This is a genomic window from Brevibacillus sp. AG162 (genome assembly GCF_006715575.1).
Taxonomy (GTDB): domain Bacteria; phylum Bacillota; class Bacilli; order Brevibacillales; family Brevibacillaceae; genus Brevibacillus; species Brevibacillus brevis.
This window is the reverse complement of record NZ_VFNO01000001.1, coordinates 816,437-835,662: the sequence shown is the minus strand read 5'-3', so window position 1 is coordinate 835,662 and position 19,226 is coordinate 816,437. Positions and strand designations below refer to the sequence as shown.

The 19,226-nt window shown below is 47.1% G+C and carries 20 protein-coding genes; 5 read left to right on the top strand and 15 right to left on the bottom strand.

Features of this window, described 5'->3' with window-relative positions:
- Window positions 1-12: 12 nt before the first annotated feature.
- From FB479_RS04110 to FB479_RS04090, 5 genes are all read right to left on the bottom strand, one after another.
- On the bottom strand, window positions 13-693 hold the full coding sequence (locus FB479_RS04110; protein ID WP_142062605.1) for a metallophosphoesterase family protein: 681 nt from the start codon (window positions 691-693) through the stop codon (window positions 13-15).
- Window positions 694-864: 171 nt separating this feature from the next.
- Complete coding sequence (locus FB479_RS04105) at window positions 865-1,512, bottom strand: nitroreductase family protein (protein ID WP_142062602.1); 648 nt, start codon at window positions 1,510-1,512, stop codon at window positions 865-867.
- Between the two features lie 185 nt (window positions 1,513-1,697).
- Window positions 1,698-2,018 carry a hypothetical protein gene (locus FB479_RS04100; RefSeq protein ID WP_106656490.1) on the bottom strand — a complete coding sequence of 107 codons (321 nt, stop codon included), beginning with the start codon at window positions 2,016-2,018 and terminating at the stop codon, window positions 1,698-1,700.
- A 16-nt stretch (window positions 2,019-2,034) separates the two neighbouring features.
- Window positions 2,035-4,578: a DNA topoisomerase IV subunit A gene (gene parC / locus FB479_RS04095; protein WP_142062599.1), complete on the bottom strand. Its 2,544-nt coding sequence runs from the start codon at window positions 4,576-4,578 to the stop codon at window positions 2,035-2,037.
- 2 nt (window positions 4,579-4,580) lie between these two features.
- Window positions 4,581-6,551, bottom strand: a complete 1,971-nt coding sequence (locus FB479_RS04090; RefSeq protein WP_106656492.1) for a DNA gyrase/topoisomerase IV subunit B — start codon at window positions 6,549-6,551, stop codon at window positions 4,581-4,583.
- Window positions 6,552-7,078: 527 nt separating this feature from the next.
- Here FB479_RS04090 and FB479_RS04085 point away from each other — a divergent pair.
- A complete protein-coding gene (locus FB479_RS04085; RefSeq protein WP_106656493.1) occupies window positions 7,079-7,456 on the top strand; it encodes a YflT domain-containing protein in 378 nt (125 codons plus the stop codon).
- Window positions 7,457-7,523: 67 nt separating this feature from the next.
- Here the strand turns inward: FB479_RS04085 and FB479_RS04080 are convergent, their stop codons facing one another.
- The 8 genes from FB479_RS04080 to FB479_RS04045 form a co-directional block, all read right to left on the bottom strand.
- Window positions 7,524-7,823: a DUF1292 domain-containing protein gene (locus FB479_RS04080; protein ID WP_007718819.1), complete on the bottom strand. Its 300-nt coding sequence runs from the start codon at window positions 7,821-7,823 to the stop codon at window positions 7,524-7,526.
- A 138-nt stretch (window positions 7,824-7,961) separates the two neighbouring features.
- Window positions 7,962-8,174, bottom strand: coding sequence for a hypothetical protein (locus FB479_RS04075; RefSeq protein ID WP_142062596.1), 213 nt, complete (start codon window positions 8,172-8,174; stop codon window positions 7,962-7,964).
- Entirely contained in the window at window positions 8,164-9,030 is an 867-nt protein-coding gene (locus FB479_RS04070; protein ID WP_106656494.1) for an ABC transporter permease, read from the bottom strand. The genes FB479_RS04075 and FB479_RS04070 overlap by 11 nt, the downstream gene beginning before the upstream one ends.
- Window positions 9,027-9,959 carry an ABC transporter ATP-binding protein gene (locus tag FB479_RS04065; RefSeq protein WP_106656495.1) on the bottom strand — a complete coding sequence of 311 codons (933 nt, stop codon included), beginning with the start codon at window positions 9,957-9,959 and terminating at the stop codon, window positions 9,027-9,029. Before FB479_RS04065 ends, FB479_RS04070 begins: the two co-directional genes overlap by 4 nt.
- Window positions 9,953-12,181, bottom strand: coding sequence for a hypothetical protein (locus FB479_RS04060; protein WP_142062593.1), 2,229 nt, complete (start codon window positions 12,179-12,181; stop codon window positions 9,953-9,955). The genes FB479_RS04065 and FB479_RS04060 overlap by 7 nt, the downstream gene beginning before the upstream one ends.
- Window positions 12,182-12,195: 14 nt before the next feature.
- Window positions 12,196-13,272, bottom strand: a complete 1,077-nt coding sequence (locus tag FB479_RS04055) for a TolB family protein (RefSeq protein WP_142062590.1) — start codon at window positions 13,270-13,272, stop codon at window positions 12,196-12,198.
- Entirely contained in the window at window positions 13,269-13,823 is a 555-nt protein-coding gene (locus tag FB479_RS04050; protein ID WP_047067599.1) for an RNA polymerase sigma factor, read from the bottom strand. The genes FB479_RS04055 and FB479_RS04050 overlap by 4 nt, the downstream gene beginning before the upstream one ends.
- Before the next feature lie 137 nt (window positions 13,824-13,960).
- Entirely contained in the window at window positions 13,961-15,118 is a 1,158-nt protein-coding gene (locus tag FB479_RS04045; protein ID WP_142062587.1) for a trans-sulfuration enzyme family protein, read from the bottom strand.
- A gap of 126 nt (window positions 15,119-15,244) precedes the next feature.
- Between FB479_RS04045 and FB479_RS04040 the strand changes: the two genes are divergently transcribed.
- Together FB479_RS04040 and FB479_RS04035 are read left to right on the top strand one after the other, a co-directional pair.
- Window positions 15,245-15,940, top strand: a complete 696-nt coding sequence (locus tag FB479_RS04040; protein WP_142062584.1) for a peptidylprolyl isomerase — start codon at window positions 15,245-15,247, stop codon at window positions 15,938-15,940.
- Between the two features lie 225 nt (window positions 15,941-16,165).
- On the top strand, window positions 16,166-16,789 hold the full coding sequence (locus FB479_RS04035) for a cell wall hydrolase (protein ID WP_106656500.1): 624 nt from the start codon (window positions 16,166-16,168) through the stop codon (window positions 16,787-16,789).
- Window positions 16,790-17,100: 311 nt separating this feature from the next.
- Here the strand turns inward: FB479_RS04035 and FB479_RS04030 are convergent, their stop codons facing one another.
- A complete protein-coding gene (locus tag FB479_RS04030) occupies window positions 17,101-17,865 on the bottom strand; it encodes an SDR family NAD(P)-dependent oxidoreductase (RefSeq protein WP_106656501.1) in 765 nt (254 codons plus the stop codon).
- A gap of 102 nt (window positions 17,866-17,967) precedes the next feature.
- Here FB479_RS04030 and FB479_RS04025 point away from each other — a divergent pair, with 102 nt between their 5' ends.
- On the top strand, window positions 17,968-18,279 hold the full coding sequence (locus FB479_RS04025) for a YfhH family protein (RefSeq protein WP_048033314.1): 312 nt from the start codon (window positions 17,968-17,970) through the stop codon (window positions 18,277-18,279).
- A gap of 114 nt (window positions 18,280-18,393) precedes the next feature.
- Entirely contained in the window at window positions 18,394-18,843 is a 450-nt protein-coding gene (locus tag FB479_RS04020) for a DUF441 domain-containing protein (protein ID WP_007718844.1), read from the top strand.
- On the opposite strand, the gene FB479_RS04015 is transcribed toward FB479_RS04020, so the two are convergent.
- Complete coding sequence (locus tag FB479_RS04015) at window positions 18,844-19,152, bottom strand: iron-sulfur cluster biosynthesis family protein (RefSeq protein WP_106656502.1); 309 nt, start codon at window positions 19,150-19,152, stop codon at window positions 18,844-18,846.
- Window positions 19,153-19,226: the final 74 nt, after the last annotated feature.

Genomic DNA, 19,226 nt, shown 5'->3' with positions numbered 1-19,226 from the left:
GTTAATGCTCTATTACTCTACCGAATAAACCTTTCGGCTAGGCAGCTCCAAGCAATGCAGACGGCCGCCGTATACGGCACCTCCATCAATCCCGATGATTTTATTTTCACCGTAAAACACATCATGTTTACCGTGCAAATAACTGGTTGGCGTGTGACCGAAAACAACGGTCTTCTCCCCCTGATAGCCTTTATGGAACTCTTCACGAATCCACATCAGCAGGTACGGGTCAGTATCTGCAACCGGAGTCTCGGGATGTACACCCCCGTGAACAAAAATATAATCATTCGTTTCATAATAACAGTCCAAGCCACCCAAAAATTCCAGATGCTCTTTGACCGAAGAGGTGATTTCCAAGGTTTCCGGTGCACCAGACTCCATATCTGCTGCGGCATGACCATAGCTCGCCAACGTCTTTTGTGCGCCGTTTCTGAACCAACGCTCGATAAAGACAGGGTCTTGTTCGAACGATTTGACCATCATATGATCATGGTTGCCCATCAACACGATTGCCCCTTCTGCATGAAGCTGTTTCACCTTGTCGACGACCCCCTTCGACTCTGGTCCACGGTCTACATAATCACCTAGCAGGATCAATTGATCGTTTTGTGGATCGTACTGAATTTGCTCCATCAACGATTCCAGTTTCTCCAATTCCCCATGAATATCGCTGATTGCCAACAATCTTTTCATCCTACACCCTTCTTTCGCTCGTTTGCGGCTTCTCTCGTTACTGTCATGTCCCCTATTGTACGCCCCATTTCACCTGATTGCCAGCATGTCTGTCCCTCGAAAGCTTGCAAACGTGAAAAAAGCCTAGGCCCAAAAATCATATCAGGCCAAGGCTATTCCATTTCTCCATGCTTATTTACTCGGCATCTCATTCCAGAACGTAATCTCTTCTACATCCAAGCGAGTAGTCGGATGACCAGGCTCTGCCGCTTTGCCGACTGCAATCAACATGACCGTTTCATATTGATCCGGGATTTGGAAAGCTTCCTTGAATTTCTCGCTGTTATAGCCTCCCATTGGCACCGTGTCATACCCTCTTGCCTTGGCAACGAGCATGAATTGCATCGAGACGAGACCTCCGTCTACCAGAGCAATTTCCTTGATGATTGCTCGATCCCGATTCTCATAACGCTTGTTGATGTTGTCGATGAGTGTGGCTTTTACTTCTTCTGTCATGTAGCCCGCTTCTACCGCTTTTTTGTAAATGCTCCCAGCTTGCTTGTAGCCCTCATAATCAGCCAGGACTGCAATAATCGCCGCAGCCTCTACCACCTGCTTTTGGTTAAATGCGATGGGGAGCAGCTTCTCTTTCAATGGCTGTTCATCGATAACCAAAAATCGCCATGGCTGGAGATTGGAGCTGGAAGGTGCCAAAGTAGCTTCTTTCAGCATTTCCTTAAGCTCATCCCGCGAGATTTTTGCTGTTGGATCGTAATGACGTACGGAACGACGCTCGCGAATGACGTCCATAAAAGCCTTTTGATCAATGACTTTTTCCATGATTCCATCCTCCATTGGTAAGTATGAAAATTGGGTAAGTTACTAACTTTATTACACAACAACTCGTGTTCAAACTGTATCACATACTCCAATTGCTGGCAATCTTTTTGTATGCAAAAAAACGCTTTGGCTAAACGGCTCACATTCTGTCATGAATGCAAGCGCGTCACCAAAGCGTTTTTTTGTTAAACCGGAGAAAAAGCAGATAGAACGGCTGGCTGTCTCACGGTGTGTCCATTCGGAAGCTCGACAACCAGATAGCCACTCCCTTCGTCCTCAGCTGCTTCCCATTTCAATGAAAAAGCTTTGCGACTAAATGCTTCCTCTTCGTCCAGACAACCAAGCATCGTCTTCAATGTGTCTGACGTAATCGGCACAGGCACACTTGCTCCTTGCTCTTGTGGAAGGGAAAGCAGTTTTGGCGCGTCTTCGAAATATTGCACAGTATCGAGGAGCAGAGAAACCTGCTGCCAGCTTAGCGGTGAAACAAAGGCTTCAAACGCCATCTATTCATCATTCCTTTTATTCACGATGATCTCCATCGAACAGGCTAGCCTGGGCATTCGACGTTTTCTGTTGTCCTGCTGTGCCAGATCCGTCTCCTGGACCTTTTGCAGTCGCTTCGTCCTTCGGTTCATCTGAAGGCAAAATGGTTTCAAAAGCTACTGCTTTTACCCCACCCTCGACTAGTTGTCGGCCGATACCACCTTGCTCGTTGACGATCACTTGCTCTGTCTCTACAAGGGTCCATTCGTTCTGCGACGTCCAGGCATAAACCGTTTCCTCGATGAACATCGCAACAAGCTCATGCGGATTATTTTTTCGTTTACGAATCAACTGTACGCCTTTGCCTGCGCGAGCTTGGAGCGGGATCGCAGCAATGGCTGTGCGTTTTACAACCCCTTCAGCCGTCAGCAAGCTAAAGGCACGAGAATCGTCTTCCTCAATCGGAAGCATCGTGATGACATCGTCGCCAGGAGCTAGTGCGATTGCTTTTACACCACTCGATGCTCTACCCGTTGCGCTGACTTCATTGCGTTGGAATCGAATGCCCATGCCATCTTTCGTCGCACCGAGTATCGCCCCAGCTTCGTCAGCCACAAATACATTCACAAACTCGTCATCGTCTGCTTTCAGCTTCGCAGCTACCAACGCACTGGAACGATTCGTTTCGTATTCGGACAACGCCGTCTTTTTCATCAATCCATTTTTACTTACATGGTATACATACAGCGGTTGTTTGAAGTTTTCTACGATCGTAAAGCCAACAATTCGCTGATTCTTCTCCAATGGGATGATGTTGACGAGGGCGGAACCAATATCCTTCCACTTATCGTCCGGGAAGGCGTTGACCAAGGTGGCGAAGTATTTACCGTCCTGGGTAAAGAAGAGAGCAGTATGGGACGTATTCGTCTCCATGAAATAACGGACACGGTCTCCTTCTTTTACCCCACATGTCTCCAGCGTTCCCCCCACTGATTTAAAGGAGCGCGGGCTCGTCCGCTTGATATATCCTTCGTTTGTAAGGGTTACGATGCAATCTTCTGCATTAATTTGCATGGCGATGTCGATTTTGATTTCCTCGATCTCGCCCTGGATTTCTGTCAGGCGCTCTTCTGCGTATTTTTTCTTGATCTCGTTCAACTCGCCTGTAATGACTTGAATCAGCTTTTTCTCGCTTGCCAAAATCGATTTCAGTTCCTCGATTTCTTTTGCCAGCGTAGCCAATTCTTTTTCCAACTTGACGATATCCAAACGTGTCAAGGAAGCGAGTTGAATGCTCAAGATCGCATCTGCTTGGTTTTCGGTGAAGCCGTATTTCTCCATGATGTTTTTCTTGGCATCTGCACGGTCTTCCGAATCCATAATCGTATCGACGATCTGACGCAAAATGGACTTGGCGCGAATCAAGCCTTCCACGATATGCTCGCGGCTTTGCTTACGATTCAGATCATATTGGCAGCGATTCGTGACGACTTCTTTTTGGTGGTCGATATATGCCCCCAACAAAGCCTTGAGTCCCATCTGGCGGATGGTCCCCTCATGAATCACGTTCATGTTGTAATTGTAATAGATTTGCAGATCCGTATTTTTGTACAGGTAGTTGAGAATCGCCTGCTCATCCGCTTCCTTGCGAATATCTACTACGATACGGACCTTTTTCTGCTCGGCCTCTTTGCGACCAGTTTCATCGCGAACCGCCAGTGCCCCCTCGATTTTGCGCTCCATTACGAGCTCATCGATTTGGCCGACGAGCTTCGACTTGACCACTTCGTAAGGGATTTCGGAAATGACGATTTTTTTGATCTTGCCGCCTTTTGGCTCCTCTACATGGGTCTTCCCGCGAATGATAAATTGGCCACGGCCTGTCTCAAACGCCTTGCGAATCCCGGACAACCCTTGAACAATGCCGCCTGTTGGAAAATCTGGACCTTTGACGTGCTGCATCAGCTCATCCAGCGAGATATTCGGGTTCTTCATTTGTGCAACTGCCGCATCGATGACTTCACCCAAATTGTGAGTAGGGATGTCAGTTGCAAAACCGACCGCGATCCCGGCAGCACCATTCACGAGAAGATTAGGAAATCGTGAAGGCAATACTGCCGGTTGTTGAGCGGAGTTGTCGTAGTTCGGGATAAATGTAACCGTATCCTTTTCAATATCGCGCAGTAGCTCGTTGGCCAATGCCGACAGTCTGGATTCGGTGTAACGCATAGCGGCTGGCGGGTCTGCGTCCAAGCTACCAAAGTTTCCGTGGCCTTGAATGAGCACCTGCCGCATTTTCCACCATTGCGCCATCCGCACCATTGTTTCGTAAATCGCCGAGTCACCGTGCGGGTGATAGGTACCCATCACGTACCCGACTGTTTTCGCTGATTTACGGTAAGGTTTATCGTTCGTGTTGCCTTCTTGGTACATTGCATACAAAATACGGCGCTGTACCGGTTTTAGTCCATCGCGAGCATCCGGGATCGCGCGTGAGAGAATAACCAGGTTGGCATAGTCCCCGAAGCGCTTTCCCATAATCTCCGCGAAGCTCTGATTAATAATTTGATTGGACAGCATGCTTATTCATCCTCCCCCACTTCAAAGGTGACGTGATTCTCAATCCACTCTCGACGTGGTGGGACTTTGTCACCCATCAAAACGGTTACCAGCTTCTCACAGTGAGCGAGGTCTTCCAGTTCAACCTTAATGAGCTTGCGCGTCTCAGGGTCCATAGTTGTTTCCCAGAGCTGATCGGCGTTCATCTCACCCAAACCTTTGTAGCGCTGCACTTCAGCACCGCGTCCAGCCTTTTTCAACGCTTGTTCCAGCTCGTAATCGCTCCAACAGTAGATCGCCTCTGTCTGCTTGCCCTTGCTCTGCTTTTTCACCTGATACAAAGGCGGTTGGGCAATATACAAGTGACCAGCTGCAATCATCGGACGCATGTAGCGGAAGAAGAAGGTCAGGAGCAGCGTTTGAATGTGCGAGCCGTCAACGTCCGCATCAGACATGATAATCACTTTGTCAAATGCACAGTTTTCGATGGAAAACTCTTCGCCAATATCGGTTTCAAGCACCTCTAGGATCGTGCGGAACTCTTCATTCGCCAATACCTCGGATAGCTTTGCTTTTTCCGTGTTCAACGGCTTCCCGCGCAGGCTGAACAAGGCTTGGAACTCTGAATTACGCGCCTGTTTTGCAGAGCCACCCGCGGAATCCCCCTCGACGAGGAAGAGCTCATTGCGCTTGGAGTCTCTGTATTGCGGCGGAGTAAACTTTTCCGAAATCGATTTGCGCTTTTTCGCGGTTTTGCCTTTCTTGTCTCCGCGAAGGGCTTCGCGTTGTTTGCGTAGCTCTTCGCGAATCTCAGCAGAACGCAATGCCTTGTCAATCAGCAGCTTGCCTATTTCCGGATTTTCCTCGAGGAAGAAGCCTAGCTTTTCGGAAACAATCTGCTCTACGATTGCCCGTGCTTCTTCGTTCCCCAGCTTGTCTTTTGTTTGGGACTCAAACTGGACGTCAGCCATTTGCAATGACAATACACCGAGGAAACCTTCCCGCAAATCGTTTCCAGTCAAGTTCGGGTCTTTTTCTTTCAAGTACCCTTTTTTCCGGGCAAATTCGTTAAAGATCCGGGTCGTACCGTTGCGGAAGCCCGTAACATGTGTTCCGCCATCCGTTGTTACAATCGAGTTGACATAGGACACCAGTGTCTCTGCATAGCCGTCATTGTACTGAAAAGCCAGCTCGACGTAGATATTGTCCTTTTCCCCTTCGAAGTAAACGATCGGATGGAGCGTATTTTTCCCCTCGTTCAAGTAAGAAACGTATGATTTCAAGCCATCTTCGAAGTAAAACTCTTCCCGTTTCTTTTCAGGTCCGCGCTCGTCAATCAAAACCATGCGCAGCTTTTTCAGAAGGAATGCCGTCTCACGAAAACGATCACGAATCGTCTCATAGTCAAAGCGAGCATTGCCAAACACCGCGTCATCCGGCAGAAAACGTACCGTTGTTCCTGTACGTTTGGTGTTCCCTGTGATTTCAAGACCGGTAACCGGTTTACCGACATGTTCAGTTCCATTTGCATCCACCACATATTCAAAGCGTTGCTTATGAATTTTGCCTTCCCGGTGGATTTCGACCTCAAGCCATTTGGACAAGGCCACAACGACACTGGAGCCTACCCCGTGCAAGCCACCACTTTTTTTGTATCCGCCACCACCGAATTTACCACCGGCATGGAGCGTCGTAAAAATAACTTCTGGTACAGGTCGGCCAGTCTTGTGCATACCCGTTGGAATTCCGCGTCCATGGTCCTCTACGCTGACACTGCCATCCTTGTACAAAGTGACGATGATGCTATCGTTAACGCCGGCAAGCGCCTCGTCTTTGGCGTTATCTACAATTTCCCACAGCAGATGATGCAGGCCACGCGAGCCCGTGGAGCCTATGTACATTCCAGGCCGCTTTCGAACGGCAATCAAGCCTTCTAAGACCTGAATATCTTCTTCCGTATACGTTAATGTTTGCTGTGTTTCTGTTTCCTTCAATCGCGCTCTCCCCTCTACTCTTCGGACACTACAAAAACTTTCATGCCTTTTTACTGATGGCTAGCGTCGTATTCACCTTTTTTGAAAAACGCCGAGATGGTTCAATCCCCATGAGAGGAACGTTTTCCTAATAAAAGCGAACACTTAATCGCTATTGTACCGTATGGTTCCCATAGTATTCAACGCCAGTAGCAAAATGGGGCAAAAAAGCCACCTCGCCCCTAGCGAGATGGCCGATTCTCCTCAGTATTCCTCGTTTCTCATTCGTTCTGTACATGACATGCCTATTCCATTAATTAGTGTAGCACTTATGGTGAAGATTGGTCAAAATGAAAAACCAAAACATCTGTTTCCCTTTCTCTATTTCTTCCCCCATCCGTGTAAATCCTGCTGCCATCAAGGAAAATATGCTCATTGTTCTTGCGTAGCACTCCAGCCGTGCCTCAGGTATTTCCATTCATCCGCGTTTTGGCTTTGGGCATCCTAGTAAGGCATCGATTCCTGAGGCGAAAAAGGGGGGAATATTTTTGATCAGTGCTACCAAGCCGTTCGTCAAATTCCACAAGTATGATGCTGAGCTAGCTTCTGACGTTCACGCGTTAAATTCTGCCGGATACAACAGTGATGACATCTGGGTTTTGAAATGGAATCCTGATAAAAATCACTCCAATCAGCGAAACAATTTTTATAAATACAGTACCCACTTTGAAAGTGCCGTCGGTCACATTGACAGCATGGCGCATTTCTTTGACAATGGCGGTAAAGAACTCCGTCAGCGACTCGAAAAGCTTGGTCTTACGAAAGATGAGTGCTCTGCCTTGGTTCGCGAACTACAGGATACAGATTACACCTGCCTTCTCGTTGTACGAGACCTTAAGGATAACATTATTAAAATGAATGACTGATCGACCGCAAGAAAAAGCCACTGCTTGGGTTCTAACGCCAGCAGTGGCTTGTTTCATTCATACCGGATTACTTGTCTTCTTTAATGAGTTCGATACCTTCCAGCACTTCGTTCAGCTTCGCGTAAACAGTGCTCTCCTCGTCCTCTTCCAATGGTACCATTTCGCCGCCGTCTACTTGGAATACGAAGATGTCCACTTCTTCATCTTCTTCGCTTTCTTCGTCTTCCACTGCTTCAGCCAAGGCAATATATTCTTTACCGTTCAGGTCGAACATAGCCAATACTTCGAAATCCCCCAACGGTTCACCATTTTCATCGTCCAATGTAATGATATCGCCCAACTCAAGGTCTTTGTTCTCTTCTGTCAATGTGTTCACGTCCTTATGCTGATATTCGTATTCTGATCCATCATACCGTTTTTTTCCGGGAGAAGCAAACAGGCGAATAACTCTGTGCCTTCCCCGTCGCAAAAAACAGCCTACCACTTATGGCAGGCTGTTAGCTGATTACTCACTATACTCTTGAAGAACACCTTTTTCAAGCAAAAATGCTTCTTCTGCCTGAAGAATGGTCACGATCGCTTCGCGTTTGACATACATCCCTGCAGATGCCAGACGGCTCTCAATCGCACGAAGCAGTTCTTCAAAATCAATGATCTGTACATCTTGATCGCTCACAAAAAAACCTCCCTTTTCCCATACACCTTTTTCATTGTACACGAACAGGTCGTTTCTTCCAACTCCACCATTTTCGTCGGATTGGTTTTAACAAATAAGCGCTCCAGATGACGAGCACAAAGGAAAGAACCACGTACACACATGAGAAAAACAACCACGGTGCAAAACTGATGTCATCGGATTGATCGAATGACTCGCCTAAAATATCTAACAAAACGATGATAGGGTTCATCCCTGCCAACATCTGCAGCTCATACATGCTCCAAACATCCGAATTGACGTACCGTTCCGGATACGTCTGTTGCAAGGATTCTCCGATAAAAAAGAACAGCAAGCCAGTACCTACTACAAAAAAGAAGGCAATGCCGTATGTGGTAACGGTCGAAATTGACGTTCGTTTAATCCAGGTGGAGCAGAACAACCCCAACGATCCGAGAAAAAACATATTCACCGCGAGAAAAAGGACGAGCTGGACCATTTGTTCCGGGGAGACGCTTCCGTACAGCATCACGATACTGTACAAAGGCATCGATGCAACCAAGAGCAATGTGGAGAACGCCAAAGACGTAATGAGCTTGCTCAAAATAATCGTGCGCGTCGACAACTGGGTCGTCAGCAAAATAGGCAAGGTCTGGCGTTCTCTCTCACCACTGATCGCTCCAGCAGTCAGGGCAGGTGCCACAAAGCAAACCATCGCGTAGTGTATCCCCGCGGAAATTAGAAACAGGTCCCGGTTATCCCCTAACGATTCAGCCTTCAGGGGGTCCATGAGCAAAAAGCCCATCGGAATTCCCCCCATGACAAATAAGTAAATCGCTAATATGACCATGGTCTTTCTCGAGCGGAATCTGTCCCGCATTTCTTTTACCAAAAGAGGATTGAATAAGAAGTCGCTCACTCCATACCGACTCCTTCCGTAATCGCTAAGAAGACGTCTTCTAAATCTTTCTTGGAGTCGCCATAGTAGACGACTGCGACCTGCTCATCCAGCAGTTCTTGAAGCAATTCAGCTTTTTGTTGCTCCGTCCCTTGAAAGTAGAAGCGAAAGCCTCCCATATATTCTGTCAATTGATGTACATACGGAGAGCTCGCTAACAAAAGTCCCGCTTTGTCCAAGTTCCGCAGGGCTCTTAGTTGCATCCGGCTTTGTCCTGTGTCCCGATTGCTGACCTCATGTACAGAACCATACGCAATTAATCTGCCTTTTTCAATGACACCAATATCATCACACAGCTCGGCTAGCTCCGGCAAAACATGGGAGCTGATAATAATCGTCTTGCCCATTTCCCGTAGTTGCTTCAAAATCTCGCGCAATTCAATACGGGCTCGCGGGTCCAGCCCTGATGCCGGTTCATCCAAAATCAGCACGGCCGGATCATGTACGAGACAACGTGCTAACCCCAGGCGCTGCTGCATGCCTCGAGACAAAGAATCGACGAAGGCGTCTGCTTTGTGAGACAAATTCACCAGTTCTAAAAGATCACCAACAAGTGCCCGTCTTTTGGAGGCAGGAATTTTGTAAGCCCCGGCATAGAACTCCAAATACTCTACCGCTGTCAAATTGTCATATACACCAAAAAAATCGGGCATGTAGCCAACAGACTGGCGTACACTTGCTGGATCTTTTCGTACATTGTAGCCGCAGACAAACGCTTCCCCTTCACTCTGTTCCAGAAGGGTAGACAAGATGAGCATCGTAGTAGATTTTCCGGCGCCATTTGGACCAATGAAACCGAACACCTTTCCTGGCTCGATCGATAGGTTCAAATCCGTCAACGCTTGCAAATTGCCGTATCTTTTTCCTAAATGAACGGTTTCGATTACCATTTCCGCACCCCCTCTACCTGGAAAATTGGCTCTGGTAGAGCTAATCGCGACGTTCCATTGTGGGAAAAACGAAGTAATAATGTTTGATTAGGCGTCAATACTTGCTGGAGTTCATTATCGAGGACAAGTCTCGTCCCGCGCTCAACAGGTATCCACCTACCGCTCTTTTGGTGGAAGTATTCTATCCGGAAAGGCTTGAACGAGCTGTGATTTAGCGGCACCGTTATTCGCTTCATATTGATTGCCGCTTTGTCTGTACGCAGCTCAAACGTAATGCTGCCCTTACCAAGCTGCCAAATGTATCCGGTATTATCGAAGTCCCCTGTCATTTCATACATCTCGGCATCAAGCAGGCCATATGGAAAAGTCACTAGACCTTGTTCATTCGGCTGTAATTGAATAGGTTGCTGAATCACATTCCAGTAATGTGCTTGATGAGGCACCTGCATTGTCATCAGAGGAAGAGGCTCTGTCGTTACGCCGATGATACTTACTTGATTCCCCTCTTCATACTCAACGACTCTTTCCTGCATTTCTTTGATTCGTTCTTCTATCGTTTGCAATTCGTTTGTTGCTTGCGGTTTTCTTGGCTTAAACAAGGGCTCAAGCACGCTGTCAATCTGCTTTTCTTCTCCCTTTTTCAATGGCCCAAGCGGAATTCGCTGAAAACCAATTTCAATAAAAGTCTGATCGTAGGCAAACTCCGTATTGTTTTTCACGTACCCTTGCAGACGATTCTCATTGATTCGCAAGGAAGCAGCAAAAGCCCCCATGTCGTGTTTTACCCCGATACCGATTGCCTGTTTCGGTGTCAAATAGGGGAGATTACGGAAAGAGAGAACCTCATCGCCATCGATTAGTCCCTCTGGTCGATAATCATTTCGCCCCACTGTCAAGGGCAGTGCAACGATCGAAGGTTCAAGCTGTACATCGTATTCGTTTTGATCCACCCCCAAAAACGTTGCTGCTGAGCGAACATGAGCCAGAGACTCATCTAATATGTCGATCTTGGTTACTGCATAGCTGGTACTCGTTTTCACCACAGCAGGCTTTCCAACCGCGAATATAGCGACAGTCAAGAAAATTCCTCCTACCGGGATGACTCCCCACGCCCATTCAGTTTTTCTCATTCTTTTCAGAATGAAGTATGTCAATGGTGCGAGTATGATTACATATCCGCCCCACAACGCCACCATCCAGATCGGCGGAGGAGTTTGTACTGCAGGAATCTTCTTGCTCAAGTCAAGAAAAGGCCGGGTCATTTGATCCATATAAAGCTTCTCTTCAAAAATTTTCTTGGCGCCATGCTGGATCATTGCATTCTGCCACAGTTGTGGGTTGAACTGCCACGATGCCAACGGTTCTGCTGTCACATCATAGTTGACAAATAGCAGCAGCCCTCTGCCGTACGATTTTGACACAAACAAGGGCAAGTCACGGTTATACACACCGATACTGCCATTTGGCGCGACTTTCGCAATGTCATACCCACTTAATGCTTGCTGTAGCTCTATATTACCAGCTTTTCCGGCTTCTACAGGGAGGATATCTGCAAAACGCTGGATCATCCCATCTTGATTGGGACCTGCCGAAACAACCACGATCCCTCCCAGCTGGATCCACTCCTTAATTGCTGCCATCTGTTGATCATTAATCGTAGAACCACTATTGCCTGCCAGCGCTAGCATGTCTATGTTTTCGTATATCCACGATTGGTCAGGCAACATTTGTTCCGTGAGATTTTGAACGGACAAGGGGCGATTCATTTTGGATTGTGATTGATTGACGGCAAGGAAATGAAACGCATTGCCCTCTTCGCTGATCACCCCAATGGTACGCCCGTCCGTTGGATAAGAGATACGCAGTTTTTCGCTTTTGACAACTTGACCGTTTTGCGTCACCTGGACGTACCAATCATCGAGCAATATTTGGGAAGGCATATCAAAGTACACGGTTGTACTCTTTCCTTGCTCGAGCTTTATTGGACGCCGAAGCTTAAATTCATTATTTTTTTTGACTTGTCGCTGGGATAACTCTACAGCCCCTGTGAAATTCTGTTCTTGGCTGGTTACCTTTACGTTTAGTCTCATCCATGATTCATATTTGACGATACCACTTAAAGGTATCTCGAATTGTATGTCTATGTTGCTCTCTGCCATAGCTGGGCGTATCGAAAAGCTAAGCCATGTGATGACAAAGATTAACACCCATTTCCACCTCATGCTTGTTCCTCCGCTCATTTTCGTGACGCCAAAGAGACAACCAGTTGTTGCAGTTGATCATGACGTGAGATAAGCAGTAAGTGCTTACCTTTGTTTGCCCAGTTTCCTTTGATCAGTTCATCAGATGACTGGTTTCGCAATGGTAGCTCGCGTGTCACAAAAGGCTCTACACCCACGTTTACTTCCATCAGCGTTCCATTTGGGTGTGTATAGGTCAATCTCGTATCCGAGCTCCACGATGCCCACTGTCCCACTGCAAGCGAGGCAACTTTCCCCGTCCGCATTTCCATCAGCTGTACTTCACCGGCTTTATTGAAGGCAAGCAATCTTCCATCTGGTGACCATTCAGGCTGAGAGCCTTCTACAAGCTTCCATTCTTGGAACGATACTGTGCTGCTCACCCAAATTTCTTCGACGCCATTTTTGGAGCGGGTAAAGGCAAGCGAATCATCATGTTCAGACCAACTTGGTGAAGAATACAAGACCCCTTCTTCTTCCTTCAGCAATCGGCTGCTTCCCATGCTGTAAGCCGTCGGCATCTCCACAATCCATATCCGCGATAATTTTTTATCCTGCTCGACGACAGCAATTTGCTTCCCAGAATTAGACCACGCTACCCCCATGTATTTGCCTTCGGTTGGTGGCAGCTTGATCGTGACGGGCTTTAATTCCTCATCGATTGGAATGGTTTTCAGCTCTGTATTGTTATTGATATAAGCTAACTGAGCGGCTTTGCGATCAATATCAACAAGCTCCACGGCTGCTTGTGCTGGCAACTTAAGTAATTCATGCTCTCGAACGGCAAGAGAGGTATTGTTCCACCACACAAATCCTCCTATGGCAAGGGCGAGAGCAGCAGCAGCGATTCCGCTCCAAACCAACCTCCCCCATTTTTTGGGTGCGGCTTTTGGAGCTTTTGCCTGTTTGGCTTCGAGTTCTCTCATTTTCTGGAGCAATTGTTTTTTGAGGTCTGATTTTAGCTGATAATTGACAGGAACCGATCCGCGCATCTGCTTCAAATGGGCTAGGAGTTGGGTTACGGTCTGATCATCCGATTGATGATCCTGGGGGTGCTTCTCCTCTTCTCTCATTCGGAGTCCCCCCTCTCATACATCTTCTGAAGTTTTTGTAATCCTCGATAAGAGATCATTTTGATACTCGATTCTGTTTTGCCAAGCACCTCAGCTACCTGACTGATTTTGAGGTCAGCAAAGTACCGGAGCATCAACACGTCTCGTTGATCCTGAGACAACAAGTCCAGACGATCACGAAGCAGACGAATCTCTTCATTCGTCAGCGCCTGCCGTTCCGGCTGCCATGTGTCGTCCGGTTCTGCTCCTAGAAAATCTTCCTGGTCAACCGGTAACTCCCTGTTTTTCCGCATAAAATCCACATATGTATTGTGAGCAATACGAAAAATCCATGATGCGAAAGGACTTGTTCTGCTATATTGCTCGAATTTTTCTAGCGCTTTTAAAAAGACCACGGTGGTCAAATCATCGGCATCCCACGTACTTTGAACCCGGCATCGTAAATACCGGTTGACGCGATCAAAATATTCGTCATACAGTTCCGTAAATGGACGAGATTCATAATAATCTCCGGATGATGGCCCCGACGGTTGCTTCATAGCCATTCCCATTTGCGTTTTCCTCGGTTTCTTCCAGACTGAAGCATGCTCTCAGAATGGACTTTCTCCACTGCATTCTGAGACTACTCTAACTAAGTATTACGTATTACTTAGGAAGAAAGTTTCATAATGCGGCAAAGTTTTTTGAATTATTTCCCTAATGCGGCATCTAATGCTAACTGAATGTCTTGAACAGCCTCGATTCCGACCGATAACCTTACCAGTCCCATCGTGATTCCCGTTTCCTTGCGCTGCTGTTCAGAAAAAGCACGGTGGGATGTCGTAACAGGATGAGATACACTCGTCTCCACACCTGCAAGGGACGGAGCCAACTTGATCCAGTCAAGCGCCCGGTAAAAGTCGTAAATCTTCGTCTCGTCTGCCAGAACAAAGGATACCATTGCCCCCTGTTTTTGCCGTGTAAAAAAGAAGGTATCCGTAGGACTTGGATAATACACTTGTCCAACTGCAGAATGATCACGAAGAAACGCAGCGATCTGGCTGGCATTATCGCATTGACGCTCCATTCTCACTGCCAATGTTTTCAAACCACGTGATGTCAGCCAGGCCTCAAAAGGACTGAGCGATGCACCGTAATTGGATACAATCTCTGTGGCACGCTTGATTATCGCCTGTGATCCAACCAGAACACCTGACGTCACATCGCTATGTCCACCTATGTATTTGGTTCCACTATGTACCACAAGACCTGCCCCGAATGAAATGGGTTGTACCAAATACGGAGTTGCAAACGTATTATCCACCATGACGGTTAAGCCAAGACTCTTTGCTTCCTTGATCCAGTAAGGCAGATCCACAACAGTCAATAGCGGATTGGTGATGGTCTCCACGAAAAACAGCCGCGTAGTGGGGCGAACATGATCAGCAAGCTGTGTCATTTGACCAAGCTGGATGCATTCAAGCTCGATTCCAAACCGCGACAGCTCCTTGTGCAGTAGCGCATAGGTACCGCCATAAATTTCATGGGATGCCAGCACGTGATCCCCAGGAGAAAGAACGGCAAGTAAACCCGCCATGATCGCTCCCATACCGGAGGCAGCACTGACACCTGCTTCTGCGCCTTCTAAAACAGCGATTGCATGCGCCAGCTCAGCTTGGTTGGGATTGCCATTTCGGGTGTACAAGTATTCTCCCTCGCCGACGTAGTACTGTTCTACTTCTTCCAAGCCTTCGTAGGCAAAGACAGAGGTTTGATAAATCGGTGTAGTTTTGCTCTTTACTCCCCGCAAAGGGTCATGTCCAATATGTACCGTTTTGGTCTCAAATCGTTCTGCCACATTGATCACCCTTTTCTCCCAATCATACCACGCGTGATTGGAAAGGAAACTAGCGGATTGGCAAAAGCTCGACTATTTGTGTTATAATTCGAAACCGAACCACCCAACAGTACGAAAAAAAGGAAGGTGCATAAGATGAGAAAGATGATGACAACTCTGTTCACATGTCTGACGGCAATCGCCTTGGTTACGGGTTGTTCTACAGGAAGCAATGAAGCCGCTCCTAATCAGCCGACTACGCCAGCAGAGAAACCAGCATCCAAAGAGCCAGCTAACCCACCGGGTCCAACCGGAGAGAAGAAATACGAGAAGGCTCCGGCTATGCAGATTGACAAAGCAAAGGACTATCAAGCGAAAATCTCTACTTCCATGGGAGACATTACGATTGATCTGTTTGAGAAAGATGCCCCAATTGCTGTAAATAACTTTGTTTTCCTTGCTAAGGACAAGTTCTATGATGGCATCACGTTCCACCGCGTCATCAAAGACTTCATGATCCAAACTGGAGATCCATTGGGATCTGGCATGGGTGGCCCTGGCTACACGTTTGAAGACGAATTGAAAAATGGTCATAAATATGAACCAGGCGTGGTCGCCATGGCGAATTCCGGTAAAAACACGAATGGTAGCCAATTCTTCATTGGTTCTGGTCCTGACGTGACAGGATTGGACAACTCTCCGAATTACACGATTTTCGGAAAAGTTACGGGTGGCATGGATGTCGTTCAAAAAATTGCCGGAACAAAAGTAAAGAAACACCCACAAACCGGTGAACCAAGTATTCCTGAGCAAACGATTACCATTAAATCCATTACGATAACGGAAAAATAAGAGTAATCAAACTGAACACGAAAGCCACTTTCTCAACAGGAAAGTGGTTTTTTTATGGATGAAACATCCGTTAATGAAAGCATTTTCATAAAACACATTGTTTTGTAAATAGTTCTATGGAACCAATTCCCTCTTGAACCATTCCGATAAGATCGATAGACTTGCAAAAGACCTGATTCGCTTCCGCAATCAAAACGCAAAAAGCGAAAAGGAGTGGTTCACACCATGTTGACACGAGAAGCGCCAACGCGCTTTTTCTTCTTTTTGAACAGTTTTGGCTTGATGCTGTTATGCTTATTTGTCACACCGACAAGTGCAATGGCACCACAACCAGTACAAATCCTCCCTGTTCTCGGTCATGCACATGCGCCATCGGAACAAGTTTCGAAGAAGGAAAAGAAACCAAACGCATCTGCTACAGCGGTAAAACGCGAGTCTGTGCAGGTTAGTCGTGATAGTCGCCCAAAAGTGATTCGCAATGGAAAAGTGAAGATTTCGAAGAGGGATATGGAACTGCTCGCCCGGTTAGTGTATGCGGAAGGCCGGGGAGAACCGTATGAGGGACAGGTAGCGATTGCTGCCGTTGTATTGAATCGGGTTGCTTCAGATGAATTTCCAAATACGGTACGGGAGGTTATTTATGCTCCCAATGCGTTTTCGCCTGTCCATGACGGCAATTTGACACATAAATCAAATGAAAGTACGAGAAAAGCGGTCCAGGACGCGGTGAATGGAAAGGATCCGAGCAATGGTTCCCTCTACTTCTTCAATCCGGATACGGCTACATCCAAGTGGATTTGGTCACGTCCTGTAACAGTTGAGATCGGTAACCATCGTTTTGCTCGTTAACGCGCTACTTACAGAAAAAGATTTAATAATACTTTATTTTTATTTTATTGATGTTTTACTTTTGCTTGCTATGTTGTAGGTGTAAGCACTTTTTCAACGCATTGAGAAAAAGTTCGATTATCTTCTTTGGATGACTTTTTAACGTAAGCATGTTTAGATCGATCGTTCAATCTGAGTATGCCTACGCTAATAGCTTTGATTGATTGACTGTTTTGGGTGAGAGCAAACCAGTCATAGAACAATCAGTCGTTCTTTTTCTCAATCGCCCCCAATAATTAGGCATTCCCATCTGGGAATGCCCCTTTTTTTTATTAAAACCCGTATATAGACATACCACCATCAACCGAAATCGTTTGACCCGATATGTATGAAGCTGCATCAGAAGACAAGAAAATCGCAGGTCCTATCAAATCCTCGACATCCCCGATTCGGCCACTCGGTGTTCGCTGCAACACCTCTTGGACAAACGCTTCGTCGCTCAGCAAGCCCTCCGTTAATGGCGTACGGAAATACCACGGCGCGATTGCATTTACGTTGACACCAAACTTGCTCCATTCTAATGCCAGCACCCGCGTCATTTGGATGAGACCAGCTTTGCTGGCACCATAGGCGACACCCGTGCGAAGTGCTACTACACCTGCGACCGAAGCGATATTAACGATTCTTCCATAGCGCTGCTCACACATGATTTTGCCAGCAGCTTGACTCATGAAAAACGCTGCTTTCAAATTCAAATCCACTACCCTATCCCACTCTTCTTCCGTTACCTCATGAGCTTTTTTGCGGATATTCATTCCAGCATTGTTGATCAGAATATGAACACCCCCTAGCCCTTCGACTACCTGCTTCACAACGCTGTCCGTTGCATCAGGCTCAGTCAAGTCAGCCTCGACCGGAAAAGCCACTCCGCCTTTTGCTTCAATCTCCGCTACCACCTCTTGCAAATCAGAAGCTGTTCGCGAGACTACCGCAACTTCTGCACCTGCTTCTGCGATTCCCAACGCAAGTGCCTTCCCAATTCCTCTTCCAGCACCTGTAATGATTGCTTTCTTTCCATGCAAATCAAAACGTGTCATTTTCGAAACGACTCCCCTTTCGTTACCTTAGAGGATTCTGCATCCATCGCCTTTTCCCTTGTCTTTTGCTACAATATACCTGTATGGAAAGGGGGCAGTCCGTTGCGTTTGTACAGTCAGATGACACTCGCCGAGCTGCAGGAGGAAATGGAGCGCCTGCACGTAGAAGCGAAAGAAAAAAAGAAGCTTGGTGATCACTCACAGCTTGCGATCATTACACAAAAGTACTTTATGGCGAAATCGTACTATTTAGGAACGGGTGAGTTCCGAATTGGCAGCAAATACAGCGTGCCTGATTACGATCAGCCGTTTACCATCGATTATTTCAACGGCGTCTTTGCTTGGGGACGTTTCCCTGATTCGGATGAACAGACAGGCTTTCCAGTAGGTATGCTGGAACTGTGGTTCGACTAGTAAAAAGAGATCGGCACTCGCACTCTTGTGCATGCCGATCTCTTTTTTCTTGCCCGGGCACATGCCGCAGCAGCATGGATATACTAAGAAAAACGAAAGTGAGCCAACCCGCATATGGACTGGATTTCTATCATCCTCCTGGTACTACTGGCGCTCGGTGTCATCGGCAACAACGCAACCGTATCCATTGCAGTTGCGATCCTACTCTTAATGAGGCTCTTGTCGTTGGACCGATATTTCCCGCTGCTCGAGCAGCATGGCCTACAGCTCGGGATCATTATACTGACGATTGGCATCATGACTCCGCTCGCAAGCGGCAAAATCAATCCTTCGTCTATCTTGGAGATTTTTACGAATTGGCATTCGTTACTGGCCGTCGCCGTCGGTATGTTTGTGGCTTACCTAGCGGGAAAAGGAACAGTCTTGATGACCCAAAATCCATTGATCGTTACTGGATTGCTGCTAGGTACGATCGCTGGTGTCACTTTTTTCCGCGGTGTTGCAGTCGGTCCCTTAATTGCAGCAGGGATTCTCGCCTTTATTTTGCAATTTCTCCCGAAGTGATTAGCTCCAGCGCTCTTTAAGTTGAAGGCCATAGGCCAAAATTTGCTGTGGCGTAACCATGCGGAAGCCTTGCTGCGCACGATAATCAATCGTAAGCAGGTCAGACCCGATATAAGCAATGGTTTCGCGATCTATCAGAAACGTCAAAGAATCGACCTGGTAGACTTCATCTTCTGGCCCTTGCGTATCCCACCACAACGCATACTCTACATTCATACCGCAGCCACCGACTAGCTCACCGTTGATCCGAATGGGCTTTTCTGTACTGGCCATGCGTTCTACTGCCTCTTTTGTCACTTTTACTATCATGTTTGGTGCCACCCTTCTCATGATTTTCCAGCATACTGGATGCATCATCTCTTACATGATAGCATACAATGCTT

Excerpts from the sequence above, each read along its gene's own strand:
- FB479_RS04110 (WP_142062605.1), bottom strand. The coding sequence starts at position 693 with ATGAAAAGATTGTTGGCAATCAGCGATATTCATGGGGAATTGGAGAAA.
- FB479_RS04050 (WP_047067599.1), bottom strand. The coding sequence starts at position 13,823 with ATGGGAATGGCTATGAAGCAACCGTCGGGGCCATCATCCGGAGATTAT.
- FB479_RS04015 (WP_106656502.1), bottom strand. The coding sequence starts at position 19,152 with ATGATAGTAAAAGTGACAAAAGAGGCAGTAGAACGCATGGCCAGTACA.
- FB479_RS04100 (WP_106656490.1), bottom strand. The coding sequence starts at position 2,018 with ATGGCGTTTGAAGCCTTTGTTTCACCGCTAAGCTGGCAGCAGGTTTCT.
- FB479_RS04040 (WP_142062584.1), top strand. The coding sequence starts at position 15,245 with ATGAGAAAGATGATGACAACTCTGTTCACATGTCTGACGGCAATCGCC.
- parC (WP_142062599.1), bottom strand. The coding sequence starts at position 4,578 with ATGCTGTCCAATCAAATTATTAATCAGAGCTTCGCGGAGATTATGGGA.
- FB479_RS04020 (WP_007718844.1), top strand. The coding sequence starts at position 18,394 with ATGGACTGGATTTCTATCATCCTCCTGGTACTACTGGCGCTCGGTGTC.
- FB479_RS04060 (WP_142062593.1), bottom strand. The coding sequence starts at position 12,181 with ATGAGGTGGAAATGGGTGTTAATCTTTGTCATCACATGGCTTAGCTTT.
- FB479_RS04065 (WP_106656495.1), bottom strand. The coding sequence starts at position 9,959 with ATGGTAATCGAAACCGTTCATTTAGGAAAAAGATACGGCAATTTGCAA.
- FB479_RS04030 (WP_106656501.1), bottom strand. The coding sequence starts at position 17,865 with ATGACACGTTTTGATTTGCATGGAAAGAAAGCAATCATTACAGGTGCT.
- FB479_RS04035 (WP_106656500.1), top strand. The coding sequence starts at position 16,166 with ATGTTGACACGAGAAGCGCCAACGCGCTTTTTCTTCTTTTTGAACAGT.
- FB479_RS04105 (WP_142062602.1), bottom strand. The coding sequence starts at position 1,512 with ATGGAAAAAGTCATTGATCAAAAGGCTTTTATGGACGTCATTCGCGAG.
- FB479_RS04055 (WP_142062590.1), bottom strand. The coding sequence starts at position 13,272 with ATGAGAGAAGAGGAGAAGCACCCCCAGGATCATCAATCGGATGATCAG.